The 21,050-nt window shown below is 65.2% G+C and carries 23 protein-coding genes and 2 tRNA genes; 10 read left to right on the top strand and 15 right to left on the bottom strand.

Going from position 1 to position 21,050, the window contains the following annotated elements:
- Window positions 1–31: 31 nt before the first annotated feature.
- From hisF to hisB, 6 genes are all read right to left on the bottom strand, one after another.
- Window positions 32–793: an imidazole glycerol phosphate synthase subunit HisF gene (gene hisF, locus ABDW49_RS04585; RefSeq protein WP_343610057.1), complete on the bottom strand. Its 762-nt coding sequence runs from the start codon at window positions 791–793 to the stop codon at window positions 32–34.
- A gap of 229 nt (window positions 794–1,022) precedes the next feature.
- Window positions 1,023–1,256, bottom strand: coding sequence for a hypothetical protein (locus tag ABDW49_RS04580; RefSeq protein WP_343610055.1), 234 nt, complete (start codon window positions 1,254–1,256; stop codon window positions 1,023–1,025).
- Window positions 1,256–1,987, bottom strand: coding sequence for a 1-(5-phosphoribosyl)-5-[(5-phosphoribosylamino)methylideneamino]imidazole-4-carboxamide isomerase (hisA, locus tag ABDW49_RS04575; protein ID WP_206238497.1), 732 nt, complete (start codon window positions 1,985–1,987; stop codon window positions 1,256–1,258). Before hisA ends, ABDW49_RS04580 begins: the two co-directional genes overlap by 1 nt.
- 229 nt (window positions 1,988–2,216) lie before the next feature.
- On the bottom strand, window positions 2,217–2,831 hold the full coding sequence (gene hisH, locus ABDW49_RS04570) for an imidazole glycerol phosphate synthase subunit HisH (RefSeq protein WP_343610052.1): 615 nt from the start codon (window positions 2,829–2,831) through the stop codon (window positions 2,217–2,219).
- Window positions 2,828–3,118 carry a YciI family protein gene (locus tag ABDW49_RS04565; RefSeq protein ID WP_343610050.1) on the bottom strand — a complete coding sequence of 97 codons (291 nt, stop codon included), beginning with the start codon at window positions 3,116–3,118 and terminating at the stop codon, window positions 2,828–2,830. Before ABDW49_RS04565 ends, hisH begins: the two co-directional genes overlap by 4 nt.
- Before the next feature lie 3 nt (window positions 3,119–3,121).
- Complete coding sequence (gene hisB, locus ABDW49_RS04560; RefSeq protein ID WP_068087915.1) at window positions 3,122–3,730, bottom strand: imidazoleglycerol-phosphate dehydratase HisB; 609 nt, start codon at window positions 3,728–3,730, stop codon at window positions 3,122–3,124.
- A gap of 188 nt (window positions 3,731–3,918) precedes the next feature.
- On the opposite strand from hisB, the gene ABDW49_RS04555 reads away from it, so the two are divergent.
- The 8 genes from ABDW49_RS04555 (at window position 3,919) to ABDW49_RS04520 (ending at window position 9,648) form a co-directional block, all read left to right on the top strand.
- Window positions 3,919–4,413 carry a ClpXP protease specificity-enhancing factor SspB gene (locus ABDW49_RS04555; RefSeq protein ID WP_343610045.1) on the top strand — a complete coding sequence of 165 codons (495 nt, stop codon included), beginning with the start codon at window positions 3,919–3,921 and terminating at the stop codon, window positions 4,411–4,413.
- 13 nt (window positions 4,414–4,426) lie between these two features.
- Window positions 4,427–4,819: a hypothetical protein gene (locus tag ABDW49_RS04550; RefSeq protein ID WP_343610043.1), complete on the top strand. Its 393-nt coding sequence runs from the start codon at window positions 4,427–4,429 to the stop codon at window positions 4,817–4,819.
- Between the two features lie 63 nt (window positions 4,820–4,882).
- On the top strand, window positions 4,883–5,548 hold the full coding sequence (gene gmk / locus ABDW49_RS04545) for a guanylate kinase (protein ID WP_343610041.1): 666 nt from the start codon (window positions 4,883–4,885) through the stop codon (window positions 5,546–5,548).
- A 314-nt stretch (window positions 5,549–5,862) separates the two neighbouring features.
- A complete protein-coding gene (locus tag ABDW49_RS04540) occupies window positions 5,863–6,552 on the top strand; it encodes a queuosine precursor transporter (protein ID WP_343610039.1) in 690 nt (229 codons plus the stop codon).
- A 48-nt stretch (window positions 6,553–6,600) separates the two neighbouring features.
- The gene (gene argB / locus ABDW49_RS04535) at window positions 6,601–7,530 is read left to right on the top strand and encodes an acetylglutamate kinase (RefSeq protein ID WP_343610038.1); all 930 of its coding nucleotides are present in this window, start codon (window positions 6,601–6,603) and stop codon (window positions 7,528–7,530) included.
- A 357-nt stretch (window positions 7,531–7,887) separates the two neighbouring features.
- A complete protein-coding gene (locus ABDW49_RS04530; RefSeq protein ID WP_343610036.1) occupies window positions 7,888–8,178 on the top strand; it encodes a YggT family protein in 291 nt (96 codons plus the stop codon).
- Window positions 8,175–9,011, top strand: a complete 837-nt coding sequence (locus ABDW49_RS04525; RefSeq protein ID WP_343610034.1) for a hypothetical protein — start codon at window positions 8,175–8,177, stop codon at window positions 9,009–9,011. Before ABDW49_RS04530 ends, ABDW49_RS04525 begins: the two co-directional genes overlap by 4 nt.
- A 7-nt stretch (window positions 9,012–9,018) precedes the next feature.
- Complete coding sequence (locus ABDW49_RS04520) at window positions 9,019–9,648, top strand: MarC family protein (protein ID WP_343610032.1); 630 nt, start codon at window positions 9,019–9,021, stop codon at window positions 9,646–9,648.
- Window positions 9,649–9,923: 275 nt separating this feature from the next.
- Here ABDW49_RS04520 and ABDW49_RS04515 read toward each other — a convergent pair whose 3' ends face one another.
- Both ABDW49_RS04515 and ABDW49_RS04510 read right to left on the bottom strand, forming a co-directional pair.
- Window positions 9,924–10,544: an LON peptidase substrate-binding domain-containing protein gene (locus tag ABDW49_RS04515; RefSeq protein WP_343610030.1), complete on the bottom strand. Its 621-nt coding sequence runs from the start codon at window positions 10,542–10,544 to the stop codon at window positions 9,924–9,926.
- Between the two features lie 13 nt (window positions 10,545–10,557).
- Window positions 10,558–11,457 (bottom strand): tetratricopeptide repeat protein, encoded by a 900-nt coding sequence (locus tag ABDW49_RS04510; RefSeq protein ID WP_343614136.1) that lies wholly within the window; start codon window positions 11,455–11,457, stop codon window positions 10,558–10,560.
- 300 nt (window positions 11,458–11,757) lie between these two features.
- Here ABDW49_RS04510 and ABDW49_RS04505 point away from each other — a divergent pair.
- Both ABDW49_RS04505 and ABDW49_RS04500 read left to right on the top strand, forming a co-directional pair.
- Window positions 11,758–11,832, top strand: a tRNA-Gly gene (locus tag ABDW49_RS04505).
- Window positions 11,833–11,870: 38 nt separating this feature from the next.
- Window positions 11,871–11,945, top strand: a tRNA-Gly gene (locus tag ABDW49_RS04500).
- A 198-nt stretch (window positions 11,946–12,143) separates the two neighbouring features.
- On the opposite strand, the gene ABDW49_RS04495 is transcribed toward ABDW49_RS04500, so the two are convergent.
- The 7 genes from ABDW49_RS04495 to kdpF form a co-directional block, all read right to left on the bottom strand.
- Complete coding sequence (locus tag ABDW49_RS04495; protein ID WP_343610029.1) at window positions 12,144–12,437, bottom strand: hypothetical protein; 294 nt, start codon at window positions 12,435–12,437, stop codon at window positions 12,144–12,146.
- A 478-nt stretch (window positions 12,438–12,915) separates the two neighbouring features.
- Window positions 12,916–13,644, bottom strand: a complete 729-nt coding sequence (locus tag ABDW49_RS04490) for a response regulator transcription factor (RefSeq protein WP_343610028.1) — start codon at window positions 13,642–13,644, stop codon at window positions 12,916–12,918.
- Window positions 13,641–16,313 carry a sensor histidine kinase KdpD gene (locus ABDW49_RS04485; protein ID WP_343614134.1) on the bottom strand — a complete coding sequence of 891 codons (2,673 nt, stop codon included), beginning with the start codon at window positions 16,311–16,313 and terminating at the stop codon, window positions 13,641–13,643. Before ABDW49_RS04485 ends, ABDW49_RS04490 begins: the two co-directional genes overlap by 4 nt.
- Window positions 16,314–16,898, bottom strand: coding sequence for a potassium-transporting ATPase subunit KdpC (gene kdpC / locus ABDW49_RS04480; RefSeq protein ID WP_343610026.1), 585 nt, complete (start codon window positions 16,896–16,898; stop codon window positions 16,314–16,316). It lies immediately after the preceding gene.
- Window positions 16,899–16,911: 13 nt separating this feature from the next.
- A complete protein-coding gene (kdpB, locus tag ABDW49_RS04475) occupies window positions 16,912–18,942 on the bottom strand; it encodes a potassium-transporting ATPase subunit KdpB (protein WP_343610024.1) in 2,031 nt (676 codons plus the stop codon).
- Window positions 18,943–18,954: 12 nt separating this feature from the next.
- Window positions 18,955–20,658 (bottom strand): potassium-transporting ATPase subunit KdpA, encoded by a 1,704-nt coding sequence (gene kdpA / locus ABDW49_RS04470; protein WP_343610022.1) that lies wholly within the window; start codon window positions 20,656–20,658, stop codon window positions 18,955–18,957.
- Between the two features lie 10 nt (window positions 20,659–20,668).
- Entirely contained in the window at window positions 20,669–20,758 is a 90-nt protein-coding gene (gene kdpF, locus ABDW49_RS04465; RefSeq protein ID WP_343610020.1) for a K(+)-transporting ATPase subunit F, read from the bottom strand.
- Between the last annotated feature and the right edge of the window lie 292 nt (window positions 20,759–21,050).

The following is a 21,050-nucleotide window of genomic DNA, read 5'->3' as shown; positions in this document are numbered from 1 at the left end:
GGCCCTGCGATGCGTTGATGGCGGGCTAAGGTCAAGCCCGCGCGGGCAGACCGGCGGCGCGAAGAGCTTCGTGTGCCTCGGCAATGGTGTGCTTGCCGAAGTGGAAGATGCTGGCCGCCAGCACCGCGCTGGCATGGCCCTGCGTGACGCCTGCCACCAGATGATCCAGATTGCCCACGCCGCCGCTGGCAATCACCGGCACGCTGACGGCATCGGCAATCGCGCGGGTCAGCGCCAGATCGTAGCCGTTCTGCGTGCCGTCGCCATCCATGCTGGTAACGAGCAACTCGCCCGCGCCCAGCTCGGCCAGCTTGATGGCATGCTCCAGAGCATCGATACCGGTGGCCTTGCGCCCACCATGGGTGAAGATTTCCCAACGGCCCGGCTCGACCTGACGCGCGTCAACGCTGGCCACGATGCACTGGCTGCCGAACTTCTCGGCAATATCGCTCACCACCTCGGGTCGGCTGACGGCAGCGGAGTTCACCGCCACCTTGTCCGCGCCCGCCAGCAGCAGAGCGCGCGCATCCTCGGCGCTGCGCACGCCGCCGCCGACCGTCAGCGGCATAAAGCACACCTCCGCCGTGCGGCGCACCACATCGAGCAACGTCCCGCGCCCCTCATGGCTGGCGCTGATGTCGAGGAAGCACAGCTCATCCGCGCCCGCCGCGTCATAAGCGCGGGCCTGCTCCACCGGATCGCCCGCATCGCGCAGATCGACGAAGTTCACGCCCTTCACCACGCGGCCATCGCGGACATCAAGGCAGGGAATGACACGGATGCGAACAGACATGCGGTTTTCCAAAGTTAGAAAGAGGCAAGCAGGGGGCCATCGCCCCCTGCACCCCCGTTACGTCTTCCGGCGAGAGGGCGGTTTTAAAGCCACCCTTCCGCATAAACTCCCCGCCGCGCAGCGGCCTTAAAGCCTGCGGCGCTGAGGCGTTCGGTAAGGCCGAAACCTAGGCGCTACGCCGACAAATAAAGGGAGCGCGAGGGCCATGGCCCTCGCATCTATCCCTTCCTTACCTCAACATCGCTACACCACAACCGGCCATCACCAGTCCACCCAGACCATGGCAAACAACCCAGATCCAATAAGCCAAAGGCTGCTCTCGGCGCCCATAGCGACGGTAACGCTGGAAGAACAAACTCACATGCTCGGCCTTCTGACTCACCAGCTCATGCCCAGCGATCCACAACAAGGTCAATCCCATGCATAGCGCCATCAGACCCCATGCCATGGAATGCACAACCATTACCCTTCCTTGGCCGCCATCGCGATAGCCGCCGCCAGATCCAGCCGCCCCTCGAACAAGGCACGCCCGGTGATCACACCTTCGATCCCCTCATGCGCGTGGAGCGAGAGCATGCGGATATCGTCCAGCCCCTTCACCCCGCCGCTGGCGATCACGGGAATGTCCACGCGGCGCGCCAGATCGACGGTCGCCTCGATGTTGGCGCCCTTCAGCAGGCCATCGCGGCCGATGTCGGTGAACAGCAGGCTGGCCACGCCCGCATCCTCGAAGCGGCGGGCGAGGTCCACCACGGAAACGTCCGAGACTTCCGCCCAGCCCTCGGTGGCCACGAAGCCGTCGCGGGCGTCCACGGCCACCACGATACCGCCGGGGAACTCCTTGGCCATGTCCTTGACGAACTGCGGGTCCTTCAGCGCGGCGGTGCCCATCACCACGCGGCTGACGCCCAGATCGAACCAGCCTGCCACCGCCTCGCGCGTGCGGATGCCGCCGCCCAGCTGCACATGGCCCTCGAAGCTCTGCAGGATGCCTTCCACGGCCTCGCGGTTCTCGGCGCGGCCAGCGAAGGAGCCGTCGAGGTCCACCACATGGAGGAACTGGCTGCCGGCATTCGCGAAAATCTGCGCCTGAGCGGCGGGGTTGTCGCCATAGACGGTGGCGCGGGCCATATCACCTTCTGCCAGGCGGACGACCTGGCCGGCTTTCAGGTCGATGGCGGGGAAAACGATCATTGGCTGCACAACCCTTGAAGAAAAGAAATTACGAAGGGGCGTTACGCCCCTTCACCCCATTACGTCTCCCGACGCGAGGCCGGGTAAACCGCCACCTCTCGCCAGAACTCCCCGCCGCGCAGCGGCCTTAAAGCCTGCGGCGCCGCAACCTTAACTCAAGGCCGAACTCGTAGCGCCCACGCAGACATTAATGGGAGCGCGAGGGTGTAACACCCTCGCATCTTCCCTTTTACCCCTGCCAGTCCAGAAACCGGGCCAACACATCCAGCCCGAACTTCTGGCTCTTCTCAGGGTGAAACTGCGCCCCCACGATGTTGTCGCGACCGACAGCAGCCACCACCGGCACGCCATGCGTGGTGCGCGCCAGCACATGGGCCTCATCCTCGGGCACGAAGTGGTAGGAATGCAGGAAATAGCCCTCGCCGCTCACCACCAGCGGCGCGTTAGGCGCCACGATCACATCGTTCCAGCCCATATGGGGGATCTTGATGCTGGCATCAGCGGGTTCCAGCAGACGCACCTCGCCGGGAATCCAGCCCAGGCCCTGCGTGATGCCATGCTCGACACCGCGCGTGGCCAGCAATTGCATGCCCACGCAAATGCCGAGGAACGGCACCTTGTCGGTCAGCACGCGGGCCTCGATCGCCTCGACCAGCCCGTCGATGGCGTTCAGCCCCTCGGCGCAGGCCTTGAACGAGCCCACGCCCGGCAGCACCACGCGGTCGGCCTTGGCCACCACATCCGGGTCGGCGGTGATGGCAACATCCGTCGCCCCCGCCGCCTTCAGCGCATTGGCCACCGAGTGCAGGTTGCCCGCGCCATAATCGATCAGCGCAAGCGTCATGCAGTCACATCGCTCACAAAGTCGGGCGAGAGGAAGCCGACGTTCATCTCGATCACCTCGACCGAGGCGACATTGCCCTTGATATAGGGATCGGTGGCGGCCACGGCCTCGATCACCGCGCGGTCATCGCCCTTGGCGAAAACGACGCCGCCATTGCCCGACGCCTGACGGCCCCAGCCAATGTAGTGCCCGGCCTCATGCTGCGCTTTCAGGAAATCCATATGCGCGGGGCGCAGGGCGGCCACATCCTCGGGCGATGCGGTGTAGGTCAGAACGCAGATGAACATGCCTTACGCCTCCAGAGATCCATCACCGAGCAGCCCCTTGGTGCTGGGCACCGCGCCGCCCTTGCGGGGGTCCAGCTCGACCGCCTGACGCAGCGCGCGGGCCAGGCCCTTGAACAGGCCCTCGATGATGTGGTGGTTGTTCTGCCCATAGAGCAGCTCGCAATGCAGCGTGATGCCCGCGGCCTGCGCGAAGGAGTGGAACCAGTGCTCGAACAGCTCGGTGTCCATCTCGCCAAGGCGGGTCTGGGTGAAGGCGGCCTTCCACACCAGCCAGGGGCGGCCGGAAATGTCCAGCGCCACGCGGGCCAGCGCCTCATCCATCGGCGAATAGACCTGGCCATAGCGCGCGATGCCCGCCTTGTCGGCCAGCGCCTTGCTCACGGCCTGGCCGATGGCGATGGCGCAATCTTCCGTGGTGTGATGCTGGTCGACATGCAGGTCGCCCTTGATCTTCACGGTCATGTCGATCAGCGAATGGCGCGAGAGCTGCTCGACCATATGATCGAGGAAGCCGATCCCGGTCGAGACATCAAACTGCCCCGTACCATCGAGGTTAATCTCGACGAAAATGTCGGTTTCATGGGTCTTGCGGGCGATGGTGGCTGTACGCATGGCGCTCCCTATACGCGCGAGCGCCGCAATGTCCAGAAAGTCCGCAGGCAGGAAAATGAACATATGGGGCGGAACAGGGCCGTTCCCAAAGCGTTTCCAATTGCCGCGTCATCGCAAGAGGCGTAATCTGTCAGTTGGACGTCAAGACCCCCCTTGACCCGATCCGCCCCACAGGCCAACGAAAGCGCATGACCGACCATACCCCCGACAGCCTGATCCCCTATGACGAGATCGTGCAGGAGGCGCTGCGTGCCGTTGTTGGCCGCGTGCTGGGCCAGGTGGCCGACAGCGGCGGCTATCTGCCGGGCAGCCATCACTTCTACATCACCTTCAAGACGGGCGCGCCCGGTGTGGATATTCCCCAGCACCTGCACGCCCGCTTCCCCGATGAGATGACGATCGTGCTCCAGAACAAGTTCTGGGACCTGACGGTGGCGCATGACCATTTCTCGGTGGGGCTCAGCTTCAACCAGATCCCTTCGAAACTGACGATTCCCTTCTCGGCGATCACCGCTTTTGTCGATCCGGCGGTGGATTTCGGCCTGCAGTTCCAGGCCAGCGTGCCCGACCTCGACCCCGAACCGCATGACGAAGCGGAAAACGATTCGCCCGATGGCGCGCACAGCGCCACCAGCGAGGATGGATCAAACGTCGTCACCGTGGATTTCGGTCGCAAGAAGTAAGGATCTTGCACTGATGCCCAAGCTGCCCTCTTTCTCGAAACTTCCGCTTTCCGCGCTTCCCGCGGCAGCGGCGGCGCTGACCCACAATCCGATCGCCACGCGCGCCGCCGACCAGTTGCGCAAGGGCCATCGCCGCATTGCCGAGGAAGCCATCGAAACCGTGCTGCTGGAAAGCCGCGCGGGCAAGCAGGGCCGCCTGTCGCTGCCACGCAAGCTGGTGGGCGTCGCGCTCACCCGCATCGCGACGCGCTCGGTGCCCGGCGCCATCATGGTGGGCGGGGCCCTGCTGGCCAAGCACCTCTACGACAAGAAGAAAGAGCACGAGGCGGAAGCCGCCGCCAAGCTGCGCGAGAAGGAGTTCGACAGCGAACTCCTCTCGCCCCTGCCGGGCAAAACCACGAAGTAACCGCTGACGGAGGGCTTGTTTTTGCCCTCTTGATCCGCGCGCGCGGCTTTGCCATCAGCGTGCATGGCCGAAACACATCCCCATACCGGCGACCGCCTGCACCGGCGCGGTCTGATGTTCATCCTCTCCAGCCCCTCGGGCGCGGGCAAGACCAGCATCGCGCGCGCCATCCTGGAAAGCGACGACGAGATCAGCCCCTCGATCTCCGCCACCACCCGCGCGCCGCGCCCTGGTGAGGTCGATGGCAAGGATTACTACTTCGTCTCCCAGCCCGAATTCGACCGCATGGCGGAAGAAAACGAGTTCTACGAATGGGCGCATGTCTTCGGCAAGAGCTACGGCACGCCCAAGGCCGCCATCCGCGAGGCGCTGAAGCAGGGTCGCGACTTCCTCTTCGACATCGACTGGCAGGGTACGCAGCAGCTTTCGCAGAAGGCCGGCACCGATGTGGTGCGCGTCTTCATCCTGCCGCCCAGCCTCGACGAACTGCAGCGCCGCCTGATCGGTCGCGGCACCGACAGCGAGAAGATTATCGCCAGCCGCATGGCGCGGGCTCAGGCGGAGATCTCGCACTGGGATTCCTACGACTACGTGGTGGTGAACGAGGATTTCGACGCCTGCCTGCAGGAGGTGCGGCAGATTTTGTGCGCAGAACGTCTGAAACGGGTGCGGCAGACGGGGCTGATTCCGTTTGTGCGTGAATTGCTGAAGGAAGAAGACGAGGAATAAAGAGAAGATGCGAGGGGGTTACCCCCTCGCGCTCCCATGCCGTCTTCCGGCGACAGGGCAGTGGTGCCGAAATGAAGCGCCACGGCTCTCCACCTGCGCAATCCAAGGCGCCACAGGCTTTCATCGCTTTTCCTGCCTGCGGCGCGGCAAACTGAGCGCCTTGGCCGAACCCGATGCGCAACGCAGACATTAAAGGGAGCGCGAGGGTTATGACCCTCGCATATTTCCCTTTCCCTTCTGCCTCTTCCTTTTCTGAAACACACCCCGCAAAGCGCCCCCTTCCCGCGCGGCGCATCTGTCGCTAAAGCCTGCCAATGCAGAGCCAGTCGACCTCCTCCTCCAACATCCCCCTGTCCCTTTTTGCCGGAGCCCTGCTCTACGGCGGCCTTTGCGTGCTTGCAGGCGTGCTCGGCACAAAGATCGCCAGCCTTGGCCATTGGCCGGTGCTGGGCGATCTTGCGGTGGAATCGGGGATTTTCGCCTTCCTGCTGCTGGTGGTGCTGGGCTCGGCCACGGCAGAGCTGCACGGGCCGCAAACCGCCAACCGGCTGGTGCGCTTTGGCTTCGTGCCGCTGATCGTCTCGATGATCCTGCTGGTGACGGTGATCAACGTCGTGCCGCCCGCGCCCTTCTGGCACGATCAGGACGCTTTTGCCCGCCTGCTGGGCCAGGGCGCGCGGATGCAGCTTGCCGGGCTGGTGTCCTACGGCACCTCGCAGACGCTGAACGTTGCCGTGTTTTCGCGGCTGGCGGCGGGCGGGCGCACTTCGCAGTTGCTGTGGCTGCGGGCATGGATCGCCTCGATGCTCAGCCAGGTTGTGGACACGGTGATCTTCATCACCATCAGCTTTTATGGCGTGCTGGACAGCGCCACGGGCCATCCGCTGCCGCTGGGCGCGTTGATGACCGGGCAGATCATTTCCAAGCTGACGCTCTCCACCATCATGGTTCCGCCGCTGATCTATGTCTTCGTCGCACTGGGCCGCTGGCTGGACCGACGTTGAAGGCCCCAACTCTTTCAATCGTCACAAAACCGATCTAAGGCCCCGCCCATGTCTGACACGCCCGCCACCCCGCTGCCGCTCGATACATTGCTGGCCAAGGCCGAAACGCTGATCGAGGCGCTGCCTTACCTCAAGCGCTACGAAGGCCGCACCTTCGTGGTGAAATACGGCGGCCACGCCATGGGCGACCCGGCGCTGGCGCAGGACTTCGCCGAGGACATCGTGCTGCTGAAAGCCGTGGGCATCAACCCGGTGGTCGTCCACGGCGGCGGCCCGCAGATCGGGCGGATGCTCAAGGCGCTCGGCATCGAATCGCAGTTCGTGAACGGCCTGCGCGTGACCGACAAGGCCACCGCCGAAGTGGCCGAGATGGTCCTGTCGGGCGCGATCAACAAGGAACTGGTGAGCTGGATCGGCAAGGCGGGCGGCAAGGCCGTCGGCATTTCCGGCAAGGACGGCGCCATGGTCACCGCGCGCAAGGTCGTCGCCCAGAAGATGGGCAAGGCCATCGAGGACCCCGAGGGCGGCGAAGCCCTCGTCGTCGACCTCGGCTTCGTGGGTGAGCCCGAGACGATCGACACCTCGGTGCTGGAAACCCTCTCGCGCGCCGGGCTGATCCCGGTGATCGCGCCCATCGCCGTGGGGCCCGATGGCGAGACCTACAATATCAACGCCGACACCATGGCGGGCAGCATCGCCGCCGCCATCGGGGCTGCGCGCCTGTTCCTGCTGACCGACGTGCCCGGCGTGCTCGACAAGGACAAGAACCTCCTCACCGACCTGACCCCCAGCGACATCCTCGCGCTGGAGCAGGAAGGCACCATCAGCGGCGGCATGATCCCCAAGCTGCAGACCTGCACCCACGCCGTGGAAGCGGGCTGCGAGGCGGCGGTCGTGCTCGATGGCCGCGTGCCGCATGCTATGCTGCTGGAGTTCTTCACCTCGCGCGGGGCGGGAACGCTGATTCGCAAGGGTTGAGGGATTAAGGTTTAAGGCAGGAATGCGAGGGCCATCGCCCTCGCGCTCCCTTTAATGTCGGCGTTGCGCATCGGGTTCATCCTTGCGCTTGGTTTGCAGCGCCGCTGGCCGTGTTTCTCCACGGCGTGCTATCATCAACGGATTTACTGCCTGCGGCGCTCTGGCTCGCGCAGGTGGAGAGCCGGGGCCCCAGGCTTCGGCACGGCTGCCCTCGCGCCGGAAGACGCTATGGGAGCGCGAGGGGCATTTTCTTCATTTTTACCCTTTATTCTCCCCCTGTCCCATTCACCTAAACCACTTCCCCTTTCCGGGCCCTTGAGCTAATCAACCGGGGCTTCTCACGGCACAGGACTCTCCATGTTGCTTACCCTGCTCGATATCGTCGCCTATGTTCTGGATCTGATGAGCACATTGCTGATCGTCTATCTGGTGCTGGGGCTGCTGATCAGCTTCAACGTGGTGAATTTGCACAATCAGTTCGTCGCCGCTGTGTGGCGCGGTCTCTCCGCCCTGTTCGAGCCGCTGCTGGCCCCCATCCGCCGCATTCTGCCCGATACCCGCCCGCTGGACCTGTCGCCCATGGCGCTGATCGTGCTGATCAACATCGCGGGCATCGTGCTGAGCCACACGGCGCGCGCCATTCAGTGAGGGCCGGCCCGCTCCGGCTGTCAGCCGCTTTCGCCATTTCGGCGCTGCTGGTCGCTCCGGCCATCGCCAAACCCAAGCCGAAGGGCCCGCAGCAAGTGTCCGCCTTGGGCGGCTATGCGCAGGTCAGCGAGATCGTCGCCGTCTCCATCGCATGGGCCCGCCGCGCGGCGGATAAGGGCTGGGCCGATGCCGTCCATAATTATGGCACCCCAGACGGCCAGATCCTGATCGATGGCAGCGCCCAGCGTGCCCAGGGCTTTATCAAGAGCAAGGGCGCCCAGCCCCCCGCCAGCTTCGGCCCTGCCGCCCATCGCCGCACGCATCACGTCTGGATGAGCTGCGATGGCTCCATCGCCGCCGAGGAAGGCCTGTTCGAGAACGGCGCCGCCCATGGCTGGTTCCTCACCCTGTGGCAGCGCCAGCCCAAAGGCGAATACAAATGGGTGCTCGACCAGAGCGCCCCCGACGCCGCCGCGCCCGACTTCGACTTTATCGAGGGCAAGGTCGCCGATTGCGTTCCCCGCCCGCGCGGCCAGGCCCCCTCGCCCGAAGTCACCGTGGGGCCCGCCCTCACCCCGGACAGCAGCGCTCCCGGCCCGATCGAGGTCAAGCCCATCGAGCCCGGCACCCGCCCCGCCCGCATCGACGTGAAGGGCGAAACCAACCGCATGCCCGACTATCTGATCGGCCTCGCGCGGGACCGCACGCTGAGCTGGGCGACAAAGTTCGATGCCGACGGCACCCGCCACCTGACGATCCATCTGCTGCTCGACGGCAAGCGCAGCGAAGTGCTCAACCGCACCGTTGCGCCCGGAGCCGCAAACGGGCAGTAACGCCCGCATGCTCGATCTGTTTATCTCCACCTTCGCCACGCTTTTCGTGGTGATCGACCCCGTGGGCTGCGCGCCCATTTTCGCGGGCCTCACCGCCGGCTACACGCCGGCCCACGCCCGCGCCACCGCCCTGCGCGCCAGCCTGATCGCCACGGTGATCCTCATCGTCTTCGCCCTGTTCGGCAAAGCGCTGCTGGCGGCGCTGCACATCGAACTCAACGCCTTCCGCATCGCGGGCGGGCTGATGCTGTTCCTCATCGCGCTGGAGATGGTCTTCGAAAAGCGTACCCAGCGCCGCGAAGAACGCGTCGAAAAGGTGAAGCACACCCCCGAACCGCATGAGGACATCTCCGTCTTCCCCATGGCTATGCCCATGCTGGCCGGGCCGGGCTCGATCGCCACCGTCATGCTGATGATGGGCCACGCGACGGACCGCGCCAGTTCGCTGGTGGTGCTGGCGGCGCTGGCAAGCGTGCTGGTGCTGTCGTTGCTCGCCCTGCTGGCGGCGCATCCCCTGATGAACCTGCTCGGCAGCCGGGTGGAGGCTGTGGTGACGCGTGTTCTCGGCGTACTGCTGGGGGCGCTGGCGGTGCAGTATGTGATCGACGGGGTGCGTGGGTCGATTTTGGGGATTTAAGGGAGTTAGAAGAGGACAATGCGAGGGTGTTACACCCTCGCGCTCCCTTTAATGTCTGCGTGGGCGCTTCCGGTTCAGCCTTGCGCTCAGTTTGCCGCGCCGCAGGCAGGTTTTCCCAGGGCGGCGCCAATCAGCATCAGATTGATTGCCTGCGGCGCCTTAAGCAGCACAGGTGGAGAGCCGGGGCGCACCAATGCGGCCCCCCTGCCTTATCGTCGGAAGACGTCATGGGAGCGCGAGGGGGTAACCCCCTCGCATCTTTCTTCCCTTAACACTTACTGCAAGGTCGCCCGATGGTCGTCCCCATCACGGCGCCCATAGAACTGCATCAACTGCACCAGCAGAGCACACCGCTCCGGCACATCCGCAGCCTCCAGCAGCGCCTGCTTCGACGCCGCATCGAAGGGCGCGATCTGCGCGACGCCGTTGATCAAAGACGTGTCATCCAGCCGCGACACCTGCTCCCAATCCACGCGATAGCCATGCGCGCGGGCGAAATCGCGCGCCTCCCGCTCGAACAGCGCGCGTTCGACGGGGGCCAGCGCGCGGCATTCCACCTCTTCGAGCAAGTCGGCCTCGATCTGGCGGAAGGGTGTTTTCACCTCCAGTTCGTGCAGCATGCGGAAGCGCGAGACGCCTTCCAGCACGATGTTGAAGCGCCCGCCCTCCAGCGTCTCGACATCGCCGATATGGCCCACGCAGCCCATCTCGAACAGCGCGGGGTGGGTCTGCGATTCGGGGCCATCCTCGCGCGGCTGGATCATGCCGATGCGGCGATCGCGGGCGAGGCAGTCGCTGACCAGCGCGCAATAGCGCGGCTCGAAGATGTGGAGCGGCAGGGTCAGGCCCGGGTAGAGGATCGCCCCGGCCAGAGGAAAGATGGAGAGTCGCGCCATCGGCCCTGCCGGATCAGCCGAACAGAACCGTGGAGAGGCGGCGGCGCGTGGCCGAGACCCAGGGATCTTCCAGACCGATCGCCTCGAAGATCTGGAGCAGCTTGGCGCGGGCGGCGCCCTCGTTCCAGCCACGGTCGGCGGCGATCATCGCCAGCAGCGTGTCGGCGGCGGCATCGCGCTGCCCGGCGGCAAAGGCGCCATTGGCATAGGCCAGCGCGGCTTCGGGCTGCGCGGGATCGGCTTCATGGGCGGCGCGCAGGGCAGCCAGCTCGCCATCCTCGGGCTTGTCCTTGGCCAGCGCCAGAGCGGCGCGGGCGCGTTCGATGACGGGGTCCTTGTCGATGCCTTCAGGAAGGTCGGCCAGAATGTTTTCGGCTTCCTCAACCTGCCCCATGGCGATCAGCGAGCGGATCAGGCCCGCATGAGCCGGGGCACTTTCAGGCACCATCTCCAGAATCTGGATGAAGATCGAGCCGGCGCGTTCGGCATCGCCCCCGTCCAGCGCCTCGTCACCCATGGCCAGCAGCGGGGTGATATCGGGCACGGCCTGACCACCGGGCTGGATCGGCAATTGTGCCAGCAGCTTGTCGAGCATCGCCTTCAATTGCGATTCGCCGCGCACCTGCGTCAGGTCCGCCACCGGCTGGCCCTGGAACATGGCATAGACCGTGGGGATCGACTGGATGCGGAACTGGTCGGCGATGAAGCGTTCCTCATCGACATTGACCTTGGCCAGAATCACGCCCTTGTCGGCATAATCGGCAGCGACCTTTTCCAGCACCGGGGTCAGCTGCTTGCAGGGGCCGCACCATTCGGCCCAGAAATCCAGAATGACGAGGTTGGTCATCGACGGTTCGACGACAGCGGTGCGGAAGCGTTCGACCGCCTTGGTTTCCTCGATGTTCAGGCCCAGACTTGCCACATGCTGCTCCATATTCCTGTCGGGCGGGGCTTTTGCCCGCGCGCCCTTTTGTACGTGTCGCGCCCTTATGCCGGGCTTTGATCGAAGATGGGAAGCGAATAAGTGTGCGCAAGGGGGCATCGCGGGCATGCGAGCAGGCAGGGCGGCAGGCGGGCTGGAGATGTGCACAGCCTTTCCACAGGCGCAAACATTTTCCTGTCATTTTTCTCTTGCCGAGTCAGAACATGCCGGTTAGAGGGCCGCCTCACCCCGCGACGGTGTCTTAAAAAACACAGTCGCTGAAACGTTCGAGCGGGCGTAGCTCAGGGGTAGAGCACAACCTTGCCAAGGTTGGGGTCGAGGGTTCGAATCCCTTCGCCCGCTCCAGTTTCACCCGATGGTGCGTCAGCATCATCAAAGCCCGAGCGGGCGTAGCTCAGGGGTAGAGCACAACCTTGCCAAGGTTGGGGTCGAGGGTTCGAATCCCTTCGCCCGCTCCAGTTTTTCCAGACATTGATGTTTGCAGGTTGGGTCGCTTCAGGCGGCCACGCGAACCATCTCGCGTCTTTTGATGCGCTTCGCCGCAAGCGGCCCCGCCGGGCGGCTCGAATCCCTTTGCCCGCGGGAAATCCTTTTCCCGCCCCGGCGCTTTCCCGGACATTGATCCTCGCGCGATGGCCCGCTTCAGGCGGCTATTCCTAGAGCTGCGTTGCAGCCTCGCCACGAAACAGCTCCGGCCCACCCCATGTCAGCAGCGAGCCGACATGGAACAGCACCACCGCCAGCAGGCAGCCCGCGAACATGGCGGGATGCCCCGCAACCTGTGGCCTGGTTTTCTGCAGCTCGCACAGCTCCCACAGAAACCACGCGAAGCCGCCATAGGCCATCAGCCCGCCGCAGCGCAGCAGGATCTGGTCCGCCCAGCTCGCCCGCCCCTCGCGCAGCCGCCGGGCCATGCCAGCCGCTCTGTGATTCATGGGGTGATCTGTCATGGCATCCTCCTCTCACGCCCTGTCACCGCCCTGATGCAAGCCGCCCGATGCGCCGCGCAGCCGCGATGACATGGCCCGCGCCTTACATCCGCCGCGCATTGGATCTCGAGAGAGGTGAAAGGCGCCTGCCGTTGAATCTGCATAGGGCCGCCGCCCAGCGCGAAAAAAAGCCGGAGCCCCAAGGCTCCGGCCCAGTCGGTGTTCGCAGGAGGAACATCGTGAATGCGTAAAAAAATCTGCATGGAACATGCCCGGACAGCCGCCACCCCGGCCTCAGGGCGCATGCAGGGGAAGCCCCGGCACAGGTCGAGCAGTCATGTCCGGGCACATGGCGCGGGCGAGGCGATCCCCGCGCGCTGAACATCGTGTCCTTTGGATCAGCCCCCTTGCGGCGGCCCGCTCCATCTAGGCCTCACGACATAGGATTTCGAGATCACAAAGCCGCGATCCACATTGAAATCACATTGAAAAAAGCCGCTCAGCCCTGCGCGTCCTGAGGCGCCACAGGATGATGATCGGCGGGCACGCGCAGCCGGTAACCGATGCCCAGCTCATTGCTGATGATCTGCGGGCGCTGCGGATCGGCCTCCAGCTTCTGGCGCAGGGTGCGCACCAGCACGCGCAGATATTCGACGTGGCGCTCATTCTCATAGGGCCAGACATGGCTCATGATCTGCTGATGGGTGATCACCCGCCCCGGCGCCGCCGCGAGCTGCGCCAGCACGGCATATTCCTTGGGCGCCAGATGGATCTCCTCCCCCGCCTTGGTGACGATCCGCGCCAGCAGATCGATTGTCACATCGCCCAGCACCAGCACCGGCGATCCGCCCCCGCGCGTGGTGCGGTTGCGCAGGGCGACGCGCACGCGGGCCAACAATTCATCGGTGTCGAAAGGCTTCGTCAGATAATCATCGGCCCCCAGATCGAGCGCGGCGACCTTCTCGTCGGTGGCATCGCGCGCGGAGACCACGATCAGCGTGGTCTCGGCCTGCTGCTTGATCAGCGGCACCAGCTCCAGCCCGTCACGGTCGGGCAGGCCCAGATCGAGCAGCACCACATCGGGCCGCTCCACCCGCAGCCGGTCGAGCGCCTCGCGCGCATTGGCCGCCTCTATGGTGGCGTAATCGGCGCGGGTCAGCGCGGTGAGGATCAGGCGACGGATATGGGGCTCGTCATCGATGATCAGCACCTTGTGGCGGTTCTTCATGCCAGATCCTTGGGCGATAGCGGCGCGATGATCTGCGCCTGGGGAATACGGATGGTGAAGCAGGCGCCGCGTGGGTCATCGTTGTTGCTGGCCTCGACGGTCAGCCCCATGGCCTCGGCAAAGCCCTTCACGATGGCGAGGCCCAGCCCGGTGCCATGGCGCACCCGGTCGGAGCCTTCCAGCCGGGTGAAAGTCTCGAACACGCGCTTTTCCTGCCCCGGCGCGATGCCCGGCCCCTGATCCACGATCGAGAGCAGCAGCGCATCATGGCGCCTTTGGCAGCGGATGATGATCGGCGTGCCGGGGTCGGCATAGCGCCCGGCATTGTCGAGCAGGTTGATGAGGCAGTGATGCAGCAGCACCGGATCGAGCCGCACCAGCGGAATATCGGGCACGATATCCACCTCGACGGCATGGCCCTGCAACGAGGTGCGCGTGTCATGCACCGCCGAGGCGACGGCATCGAACAGATCGGTCGCCTCCATTTTCAGCGGCAAAGCGCCAGCTTCCACACGCGCCATATCGAGCAGATTGGCGACGAAGCGGTTGAGGCGCTGCGCCTCGGTCTCGATGGTTTCGGCCAGATCGGGACGGGGGTGGTGCTTCATCTCCTGCGCCGCCGTCACGATGGTGGTGAGCGGCGTGCGCAGATCATGGCTGACCGAGGAGAGCAGCGCGCTGCGCAGCCGGTCGCGCTCGCCCACGGCCTGCGCCTTCATGTTCTCCTCCTCCAGCGTCATGCGGTCGAAGGCGATGGCGGCCTGATCGAGCAGGCTCATCAGCAAAGGCAATTGATCGGAGCGCACTGGCTCGCCTGCATCCTCCCGGGCCAAACCCAGCACGCCCAGCACCCCGCGACTGGTGCGCAGGGGATGGAACAGCCAGTCCGAAGCCGTCAGCGTGGAGGAACCGCGCCCGGCGGGCTGGTCATTGTCGACGGCCCATTGCGCGGCGGCCAGCTCGATCTGGCCGAGGCGGTCCTCGGGCGGGAAAGCGGCGCGCAGATCGGGGCCGCTGGCGCCGGGCAGCAGCAGCGCGGTGCGGACCTCCAGCAGGCGGGCGATGTCGGCGCAGATCGCCTGCATCAGCTCCTCCTTGGTGGCCGAGGCCGTCAACTGGCGGGAAAAGCTGGCCAGCGCGGCGTTCTGGCGGGCGCTCGATGCGGCCAGATCGGCCTGTACGCGGACCCGCGCGGCAAACTGGCTGGTGACGATGGCCACGCCGAGCAGCACGAAGATCGAGACGACATTTTCCGGATTGCTGACCGTCAGCGTGCCCGTCGGCGGCAGAAAGAAGAAATTGTAGGCAAGGCTGGACATAAAGCCCGCAAACAGCCCTGCCCTGAGGCCAAAGGTGGCGGCGGCAAACATCACCGGCACCAGATAGAGCAGCGCGATATTGCCCAGCGTGATGGCTTGGGAGAGCATCAGGCTCAGGCCGGTCATCAGCCCCACCGCGCCCAGCGACCAGAGATAATCCACCGGGCGGCCCCAGAGGCTGCGCCTGCTCTGCCTCGGGCGCGTGGTGGCGGTGCTGACCGCCTCGCCCGAGGGAAGCACATGCACCGCCACATCGCCGATCACCCGCACCAGCCGGTCCACCACCGAGCCGTGGCGCATCTCGAACCACCAGCTGCGCGGCGATTTGCCGATGATGATCTGCGTCGCCCGCGCATCGCGGACGAAGCTGTTCAGCCCCTCCACCACATTGACCGCCGGGATGCTGGCGGTGGAGGCACCGAGGCGCGAGGCCAGTGCCAGCGTTTCGGCCAATTGGCTGCGGCTGCTTTCGGTAAAATACTGGTCGCGCTGGGTTTCGATATGCACTACGGTCCATGGCGCGCGCAGCGCGTCGGCCATGCGCTTGCCCGCGCGGACGAGGCCTGCGGCATGGGGATGCTCGCTGATGGCGACCAGAATGCGCTCTCCGGCGGCAAAGCTGCCTGCCAGTGCATTGGCGCGCAGATGCTCCAGCATCTGGGCATCGACGGCCTGAGCCGCGCGGCGCAGCGCCATTTCACGCAGGGCCGTCAAATTCGATTTGGAAAAGAAATGGCTGAGCGCGCGGGTCGCTTCCTGCGGGATATAGACCTTGCCGTCGCGCAGGCGCTCGATCAGCTCGTCGGGCGGAATGTCCACCACCTCGATCTCGGCCTGTTCGAGGATGGAATCGGGCACCGTCTCGCGCACCCGCACGCGGGTGAACGAGGCCACCACATCGTTGAGGCTTTCCACATGCTGGATGTTCAGCGTGGAATAGACATCGATCCCGGCGTCGAGCAATTCCTCGACATCCTGATAGCGTTTCGGATGGCGACTGCCCGGCGCATTGGTGTGGGCCAGCTCATCGACCAGCACCAGTGCGGGGTGACGCTCCAGAATGGCGTCGATGTCCATCTCGCCAAGGCTGTGGCCCATATGGTCGATGGTGCGGCGGGCGATCAGCTCGGCGCCATGGACCATGGCCTCGGTGTCGCGGCGGCCATGGGTTTCCACCACGCCCACCACCACATCCACGCCGGTCTCGCGCCGCCGCGCGCCCTGGGAAAGCATTTCCCATGTCTTGCCAACGCCCGGCGCCGCCCCAAGGAAGATCTTGAGGCGGCCACGACCCTCCCGCGCCGCCTGGCGCAGGAGGGCTTCGGGGGAGGGTCTGTCGTCAGTCACGATTTAACGTTTAGCCTGAAGTGCATCGAGCCGTCGATTGAGTTCAAACACATTCACATGCGGCTCGCCCAGAAAGCCGAGCAGCGGATGGTCGATGCTCTGCTCCACCAGACCATGCAGCGTGGCGGGGTCGAGATGGCGCAGGGCGGCGATGCGATCCACCTGATAGAAAGCCGCCTCGGGCGAGAGATCGGGGTCGAGGCCCGAGCCCGAGGCCGTCACCAGATCGCCGGGGATGGCCTTGCCGGGCTGGACCTTGTTCATGGCATCGACCTGCTGCTTGATGCGGTCGTGAAGCACCTGCGAGGTCGGGCCATAGTTCGAACCCGAGGAGTTCATCCCGTCATAGCCCTTGCCCGCCGCCGAGGGGCGGGTCTGGAAATAGCGATCAGACACGAAGGCCTGACCGATCACGGTCGAGCCGACCACCTTGCCGCCCTCCTCCACCAGACTGCCATTGGCCTGACGGGGGAACAGCAACTGCCCGATCCCGGTCATGGCCAGCGGATAGGCCAGCCCCAACAGCAGGGCAAAAAGCAGCGTCATCACCACGGCGGGGCGCAGCGAGCTTGTGATATCCTTGTTCATGGCAGCGGCCTCCTCAGGCCAGACCCAGGCCGCCAACGGCCAGGTCGATCAGTTTGATGCCGATAAAGGGAGCGATCAGCCCGCCCAGCCCATAGATGGCCAGATTGCGCGCCAGCAGCGGCCCGGCACCCATGGGGGTGTATTTCACGCCCTTCAGCGCCAGCGGCACCAGCATGGGGATGATGATGGCGTTGAAGATGATGGCCGAAAGGATGGCGCTTTGCGGCGTGGCCAGCCCCATCACATTGAGCACGCCCAGCCCCGGATAGAGCGCCACGAACATCGCGGGAATGATGGCGAAATATTTGGCCACATCATTCGCCACGCTGAAGGTGGTGAGCGCGCCGCGCGTCATCAGCAACTGCTTGCCCAGACCCACGACCTCGATCAGCTTGGTCGGATCGCTGTCGAGATCGACCATATTGCCCGCCTCGCGCGCGGCCTGCGTGCCGGTGTTCATCGCCACGCCCACGTCCGCCTGTGCAAGGGCGGGCGCGTCATTGGTGCCATCGCCGCACATGGCGACCAGACGGCCCCCCTGCTGCTCCTTGCGGATGAGGGCCAGCTTGTCCTCGGGCGTGGCTTCGGCGAGGAAATCGTCGACGCCCGATTCAGCCGCGATGGAGGCGGCGGTCAGCGGGTTGTCGCCGGTGATCATTACCGTGCGGATGCCCATGGCGCGCAGTTCCCCGAAACGCTCGCGGATGCCGGCTTTCACGATGTCCTTGAGGAAGATCGCGCCCAGCAGCTTGCCATCCACCGCCACGGCCAGCGGCGTGCCACCCACGCGGGCGATCTCATCGGTGATGCGGCGCAGTTCGGTGGCAGCGGCGGTGTTGCCCGCGCCGGGGTTGGCCTTCAGGATCGCCTGCACGGCCCCCTTCTGGATGACGCGTCCGCCGGTATCGACACCGGAAATACGGGTCTGGGCGGTAAAGGGAATGATCTGCGCGTCGTGAGGCAAGGTCACCTCGCGCATGCCGAACATCTCGCGCGCCAGCACCACGATCGAGCGGCCCTCGGGCGTTTCATCGGCAAGGCTGGCGAGCAGAGCCGCTTCGCCCAGCCGCGCCTCATCCACGCCGCCAACAGGGCGGAATTCGGTGGCCTGACGGTCGCCCACGGTGATGGTGCCGGTCTTGTCGAGCAGCAGCACGTCGATGTCGCCCGCCGCCTCCACCGCGCGGCCCGACTTGGCCAGCACGTTGAAGCGCACCAGACGGTCCATCCCGGCGATGCCGATGGCCGAAAGCAGCGCGGCAATGGTGGTGGGGATCAGCGTGATCAGCAGCGCGGCCAGAATGGCCACCGGCACACTGCCGCCCGCATAGGAGGCAAAGCCCGGAATGGTGCCCACGGCGATCAGGAAGATGATCGTCAGGCCCACCAGCAGCAGGGTCAGGGCGATTTCATTGGGGGTCTTCTGGCGCTCGGCGCCCTCGACCAGAGCGATCATGCGATCAAGGAAGCCCTGGCCGGGGTTGACCGTGACCTGCACCCGGATCTCATCCGAGATCACCCGCGTGCCTGCCGTGACGGCGGAACGGTCGCCGCCCGCCTCGCGGATGACGGGCGCGCTTTCGCCGGTGATGGCGGCCTCGTTCACCGAGGCCACACCGGCGATCACCTCGCCATCGGAGGGGATGAGGTCGCCGGTCTGCACCAGAACCACATCGCCCTTGCGCAGCGCGCTGGCGGGCACGCTTTCCAGAGCATTGCCCTTGATGCGCTTGGCGGTCAGCTCCGCCTTGGTGGCACGCAGGCTTGCGGCCTGCGCCTTGCCGCGCCCTTCGGCCAGCGCCTCGGCAAAGGTGCCGAACAGCACCGTCAGCCACAGCCAGATCACCAGTTGCAGCTTGAAGCCGATGGACAGCCCATCATGCCCCACCACCAGCAGCACGGTGAGCAGGGTGGCGACGACCGCCGTGGTGAACATCACCGGGTTGCGGATCAGCTCTTTGGGATTGAGTTTGCGGAACGCATCGCCAATCGCCGGAACGATCAGGTCAGCGGTAAACAGCGATTTGGTTTCGGAACGGGCCATCTGCCGCACTCCTTAAAAGAGCTGACCACGGATCATCGCGAGATGATCGGCGATAGGACCAAGCGCGAGGCCGGGCAGGAAGGTCAGCCCGCCGACGATCACGATGATGCCGACCAGCAGGCCCGTCCACAGCAGGCCGGTGGTGGGGAAGCTGCCGGCGGATTCAGGCGTGTGCTTCTTGGCGGCCAGACTGCCCGCCACGGCCAGCATGGGCACGATGATGAAGAAGCGCCCGATCCACATCGCCACGCCCAGCATGCCATTGTAGAAAGGCGTGTTGGCCGAAAGCCCCGCGAAGGCTGAGCCATTGTTGGCCACCGCGCTGGTGAAGGCATAGAGGATCTCGCTGAAGCCATGTGGCCCCTTGTTGAGCGGCCCGGCAAGGCCCGCAGGCAGCACCGAGGCAATCGCCGTCATGCCAAGGATCACCAGCGGCAGCACGGCAATCGCCAGCACGGAGAGTTTGACCTCGCGGCTCTCGATCTTCTTGCCGACATATTCGGGGGTGCGGCCCACCATCAGGCCCGCGACAAACACCGCGAGAATGGCGAACAGCAGGAAGCCATAGATGCCCGCGCCCACGCCGCCGACCACGACCTCACCCAACTGCATGTTGAAGATGGGGATCATGCCGCCCAGCGCGGTAAAGCTGTCATGCATGGCATTGACCGCGCCGCAGCTCGCCGCCGTCGTCACCACGGCGAAGAGGGAGGATGCGGCGATGCCGAAGCGCACCTCCTTGCCCTCCATATTGCCGCCTGCCACGCCCAGATTGTGCAGCATCGGCGTGCCGGCGGCCTCCTGCCAATAGGCCACGGTGGTGCCCGCCAGAAAGATCGCCATCATCGCGGCCAGAATGGCCCAGCCCTGGCGGGTGTTGCCCACCGCCTTGCCGAAGGTGTAGGTCAGCCCCATGCCGATCGCGAAGATCGAGAGCATCTGCACGAGATCGGTCAGCGCCGTGGGGTTCTCGAAAGGATGGGCCGAGTTGGCGTTGAAGAAGCCGCCACCATTGGTGCCCAGCATCTTGATCGCTTCCTGCGATGCCACCGGGCCCAGCGCCAAAGTCTGCTTCACGCCTTCCAGCGTATGCACGTCGACCGAACCGGCGAGCGTCTGCGGCACGCCGCTGGCGATCAGGAACAGCGTGTAGAGCACGCAGGCAGGCAGCAGCAGATAGAGCGTGATGCGCGTCATATCGGCCCAGAAATTGCCGATGCCGGTGGCCTCACGCCGCGCAAAGCCGCGAAACAGCGCGAAGGCCAGCGCGATGCCCGTGGCCGCCGAGAGGAAGTTGTGAATGGTCAGCCCCAGCATCTGCGAGAGGTTCGACATGGTCGATTCCCCCGCATAGCTCTGCCAGTTGGTGTTGGTGGTGAAGCTGACCGCCGTGTTGAAGGCGAGGTTCTCGTTCACCGCGCCCAGCCCCAGCGGGTTGAACGGCAGCAGCGCCTGAGCGCGCAGCAGCACATAGGTCAGCAGACCCAGCGCCGCGTTGAAGATCAGCATATGCACCGCGTAACGGCGCCAGCTCTGGTCCTCCTGCGGGTCGATGCCCGACAGGCGGTAGAAGCCGCGCTCCACCGGGCCCAGCAGGGTGTGAAGGGGTGTGCGTCGCCCCTCATACAGCGCGAAAAGCCACAGGCCGATCGGCTTGGTCAGCGTCAGAAGAATGCCGAGGAACACGGCAATCAGCAGCCATCCCTGGAATGTCATGGCCGCCTCCCTAGAACCGCTCGGGCCGTGCAAGCACGGCAACGAGATAGACGAGAAGCCCGATGGCGGTGATGCCCGCCAGCCAGAGGTCGAGTGTCATGTGTGGGGTCTCCCTCAAGCCCGGTTGCAGAGGGCGGTGTAGCCAAGGCTGGCCGCCAAAAGGGCGAGGAAGAGGCCGATCCAGAGGATGTCCTGCATAAGTGTGCTCCTGCCTGGATCACCCGCGCAAAAGGCGCGGGCGAGTCCGGTGCAGCTGCCCCACTAGACCCATGCGGCGTTGAAATTCGAGACGAGTGGAGGCCCGATCACATTGAATCCGCATAGGATCGACATGAGATCGGCAGGGGATCGATCCCCCTTCCCGCGCGATGAAATCGTGGGCATGCCGGAAC

It is taken from the genome of Novosphingobium sp. (genome assembly GCF_039595395.1).
Classification (GTDB): Bacteria; Pseudomonadota; Alphaproteobacteria; order Sphingomonadales; family Sphingomonadaceae; genus Novosphingobium.
Note: the sequence above shows the minus strand (reverse complement) of the source record. Positions and strands in the feature narration are given on the sequence as shown.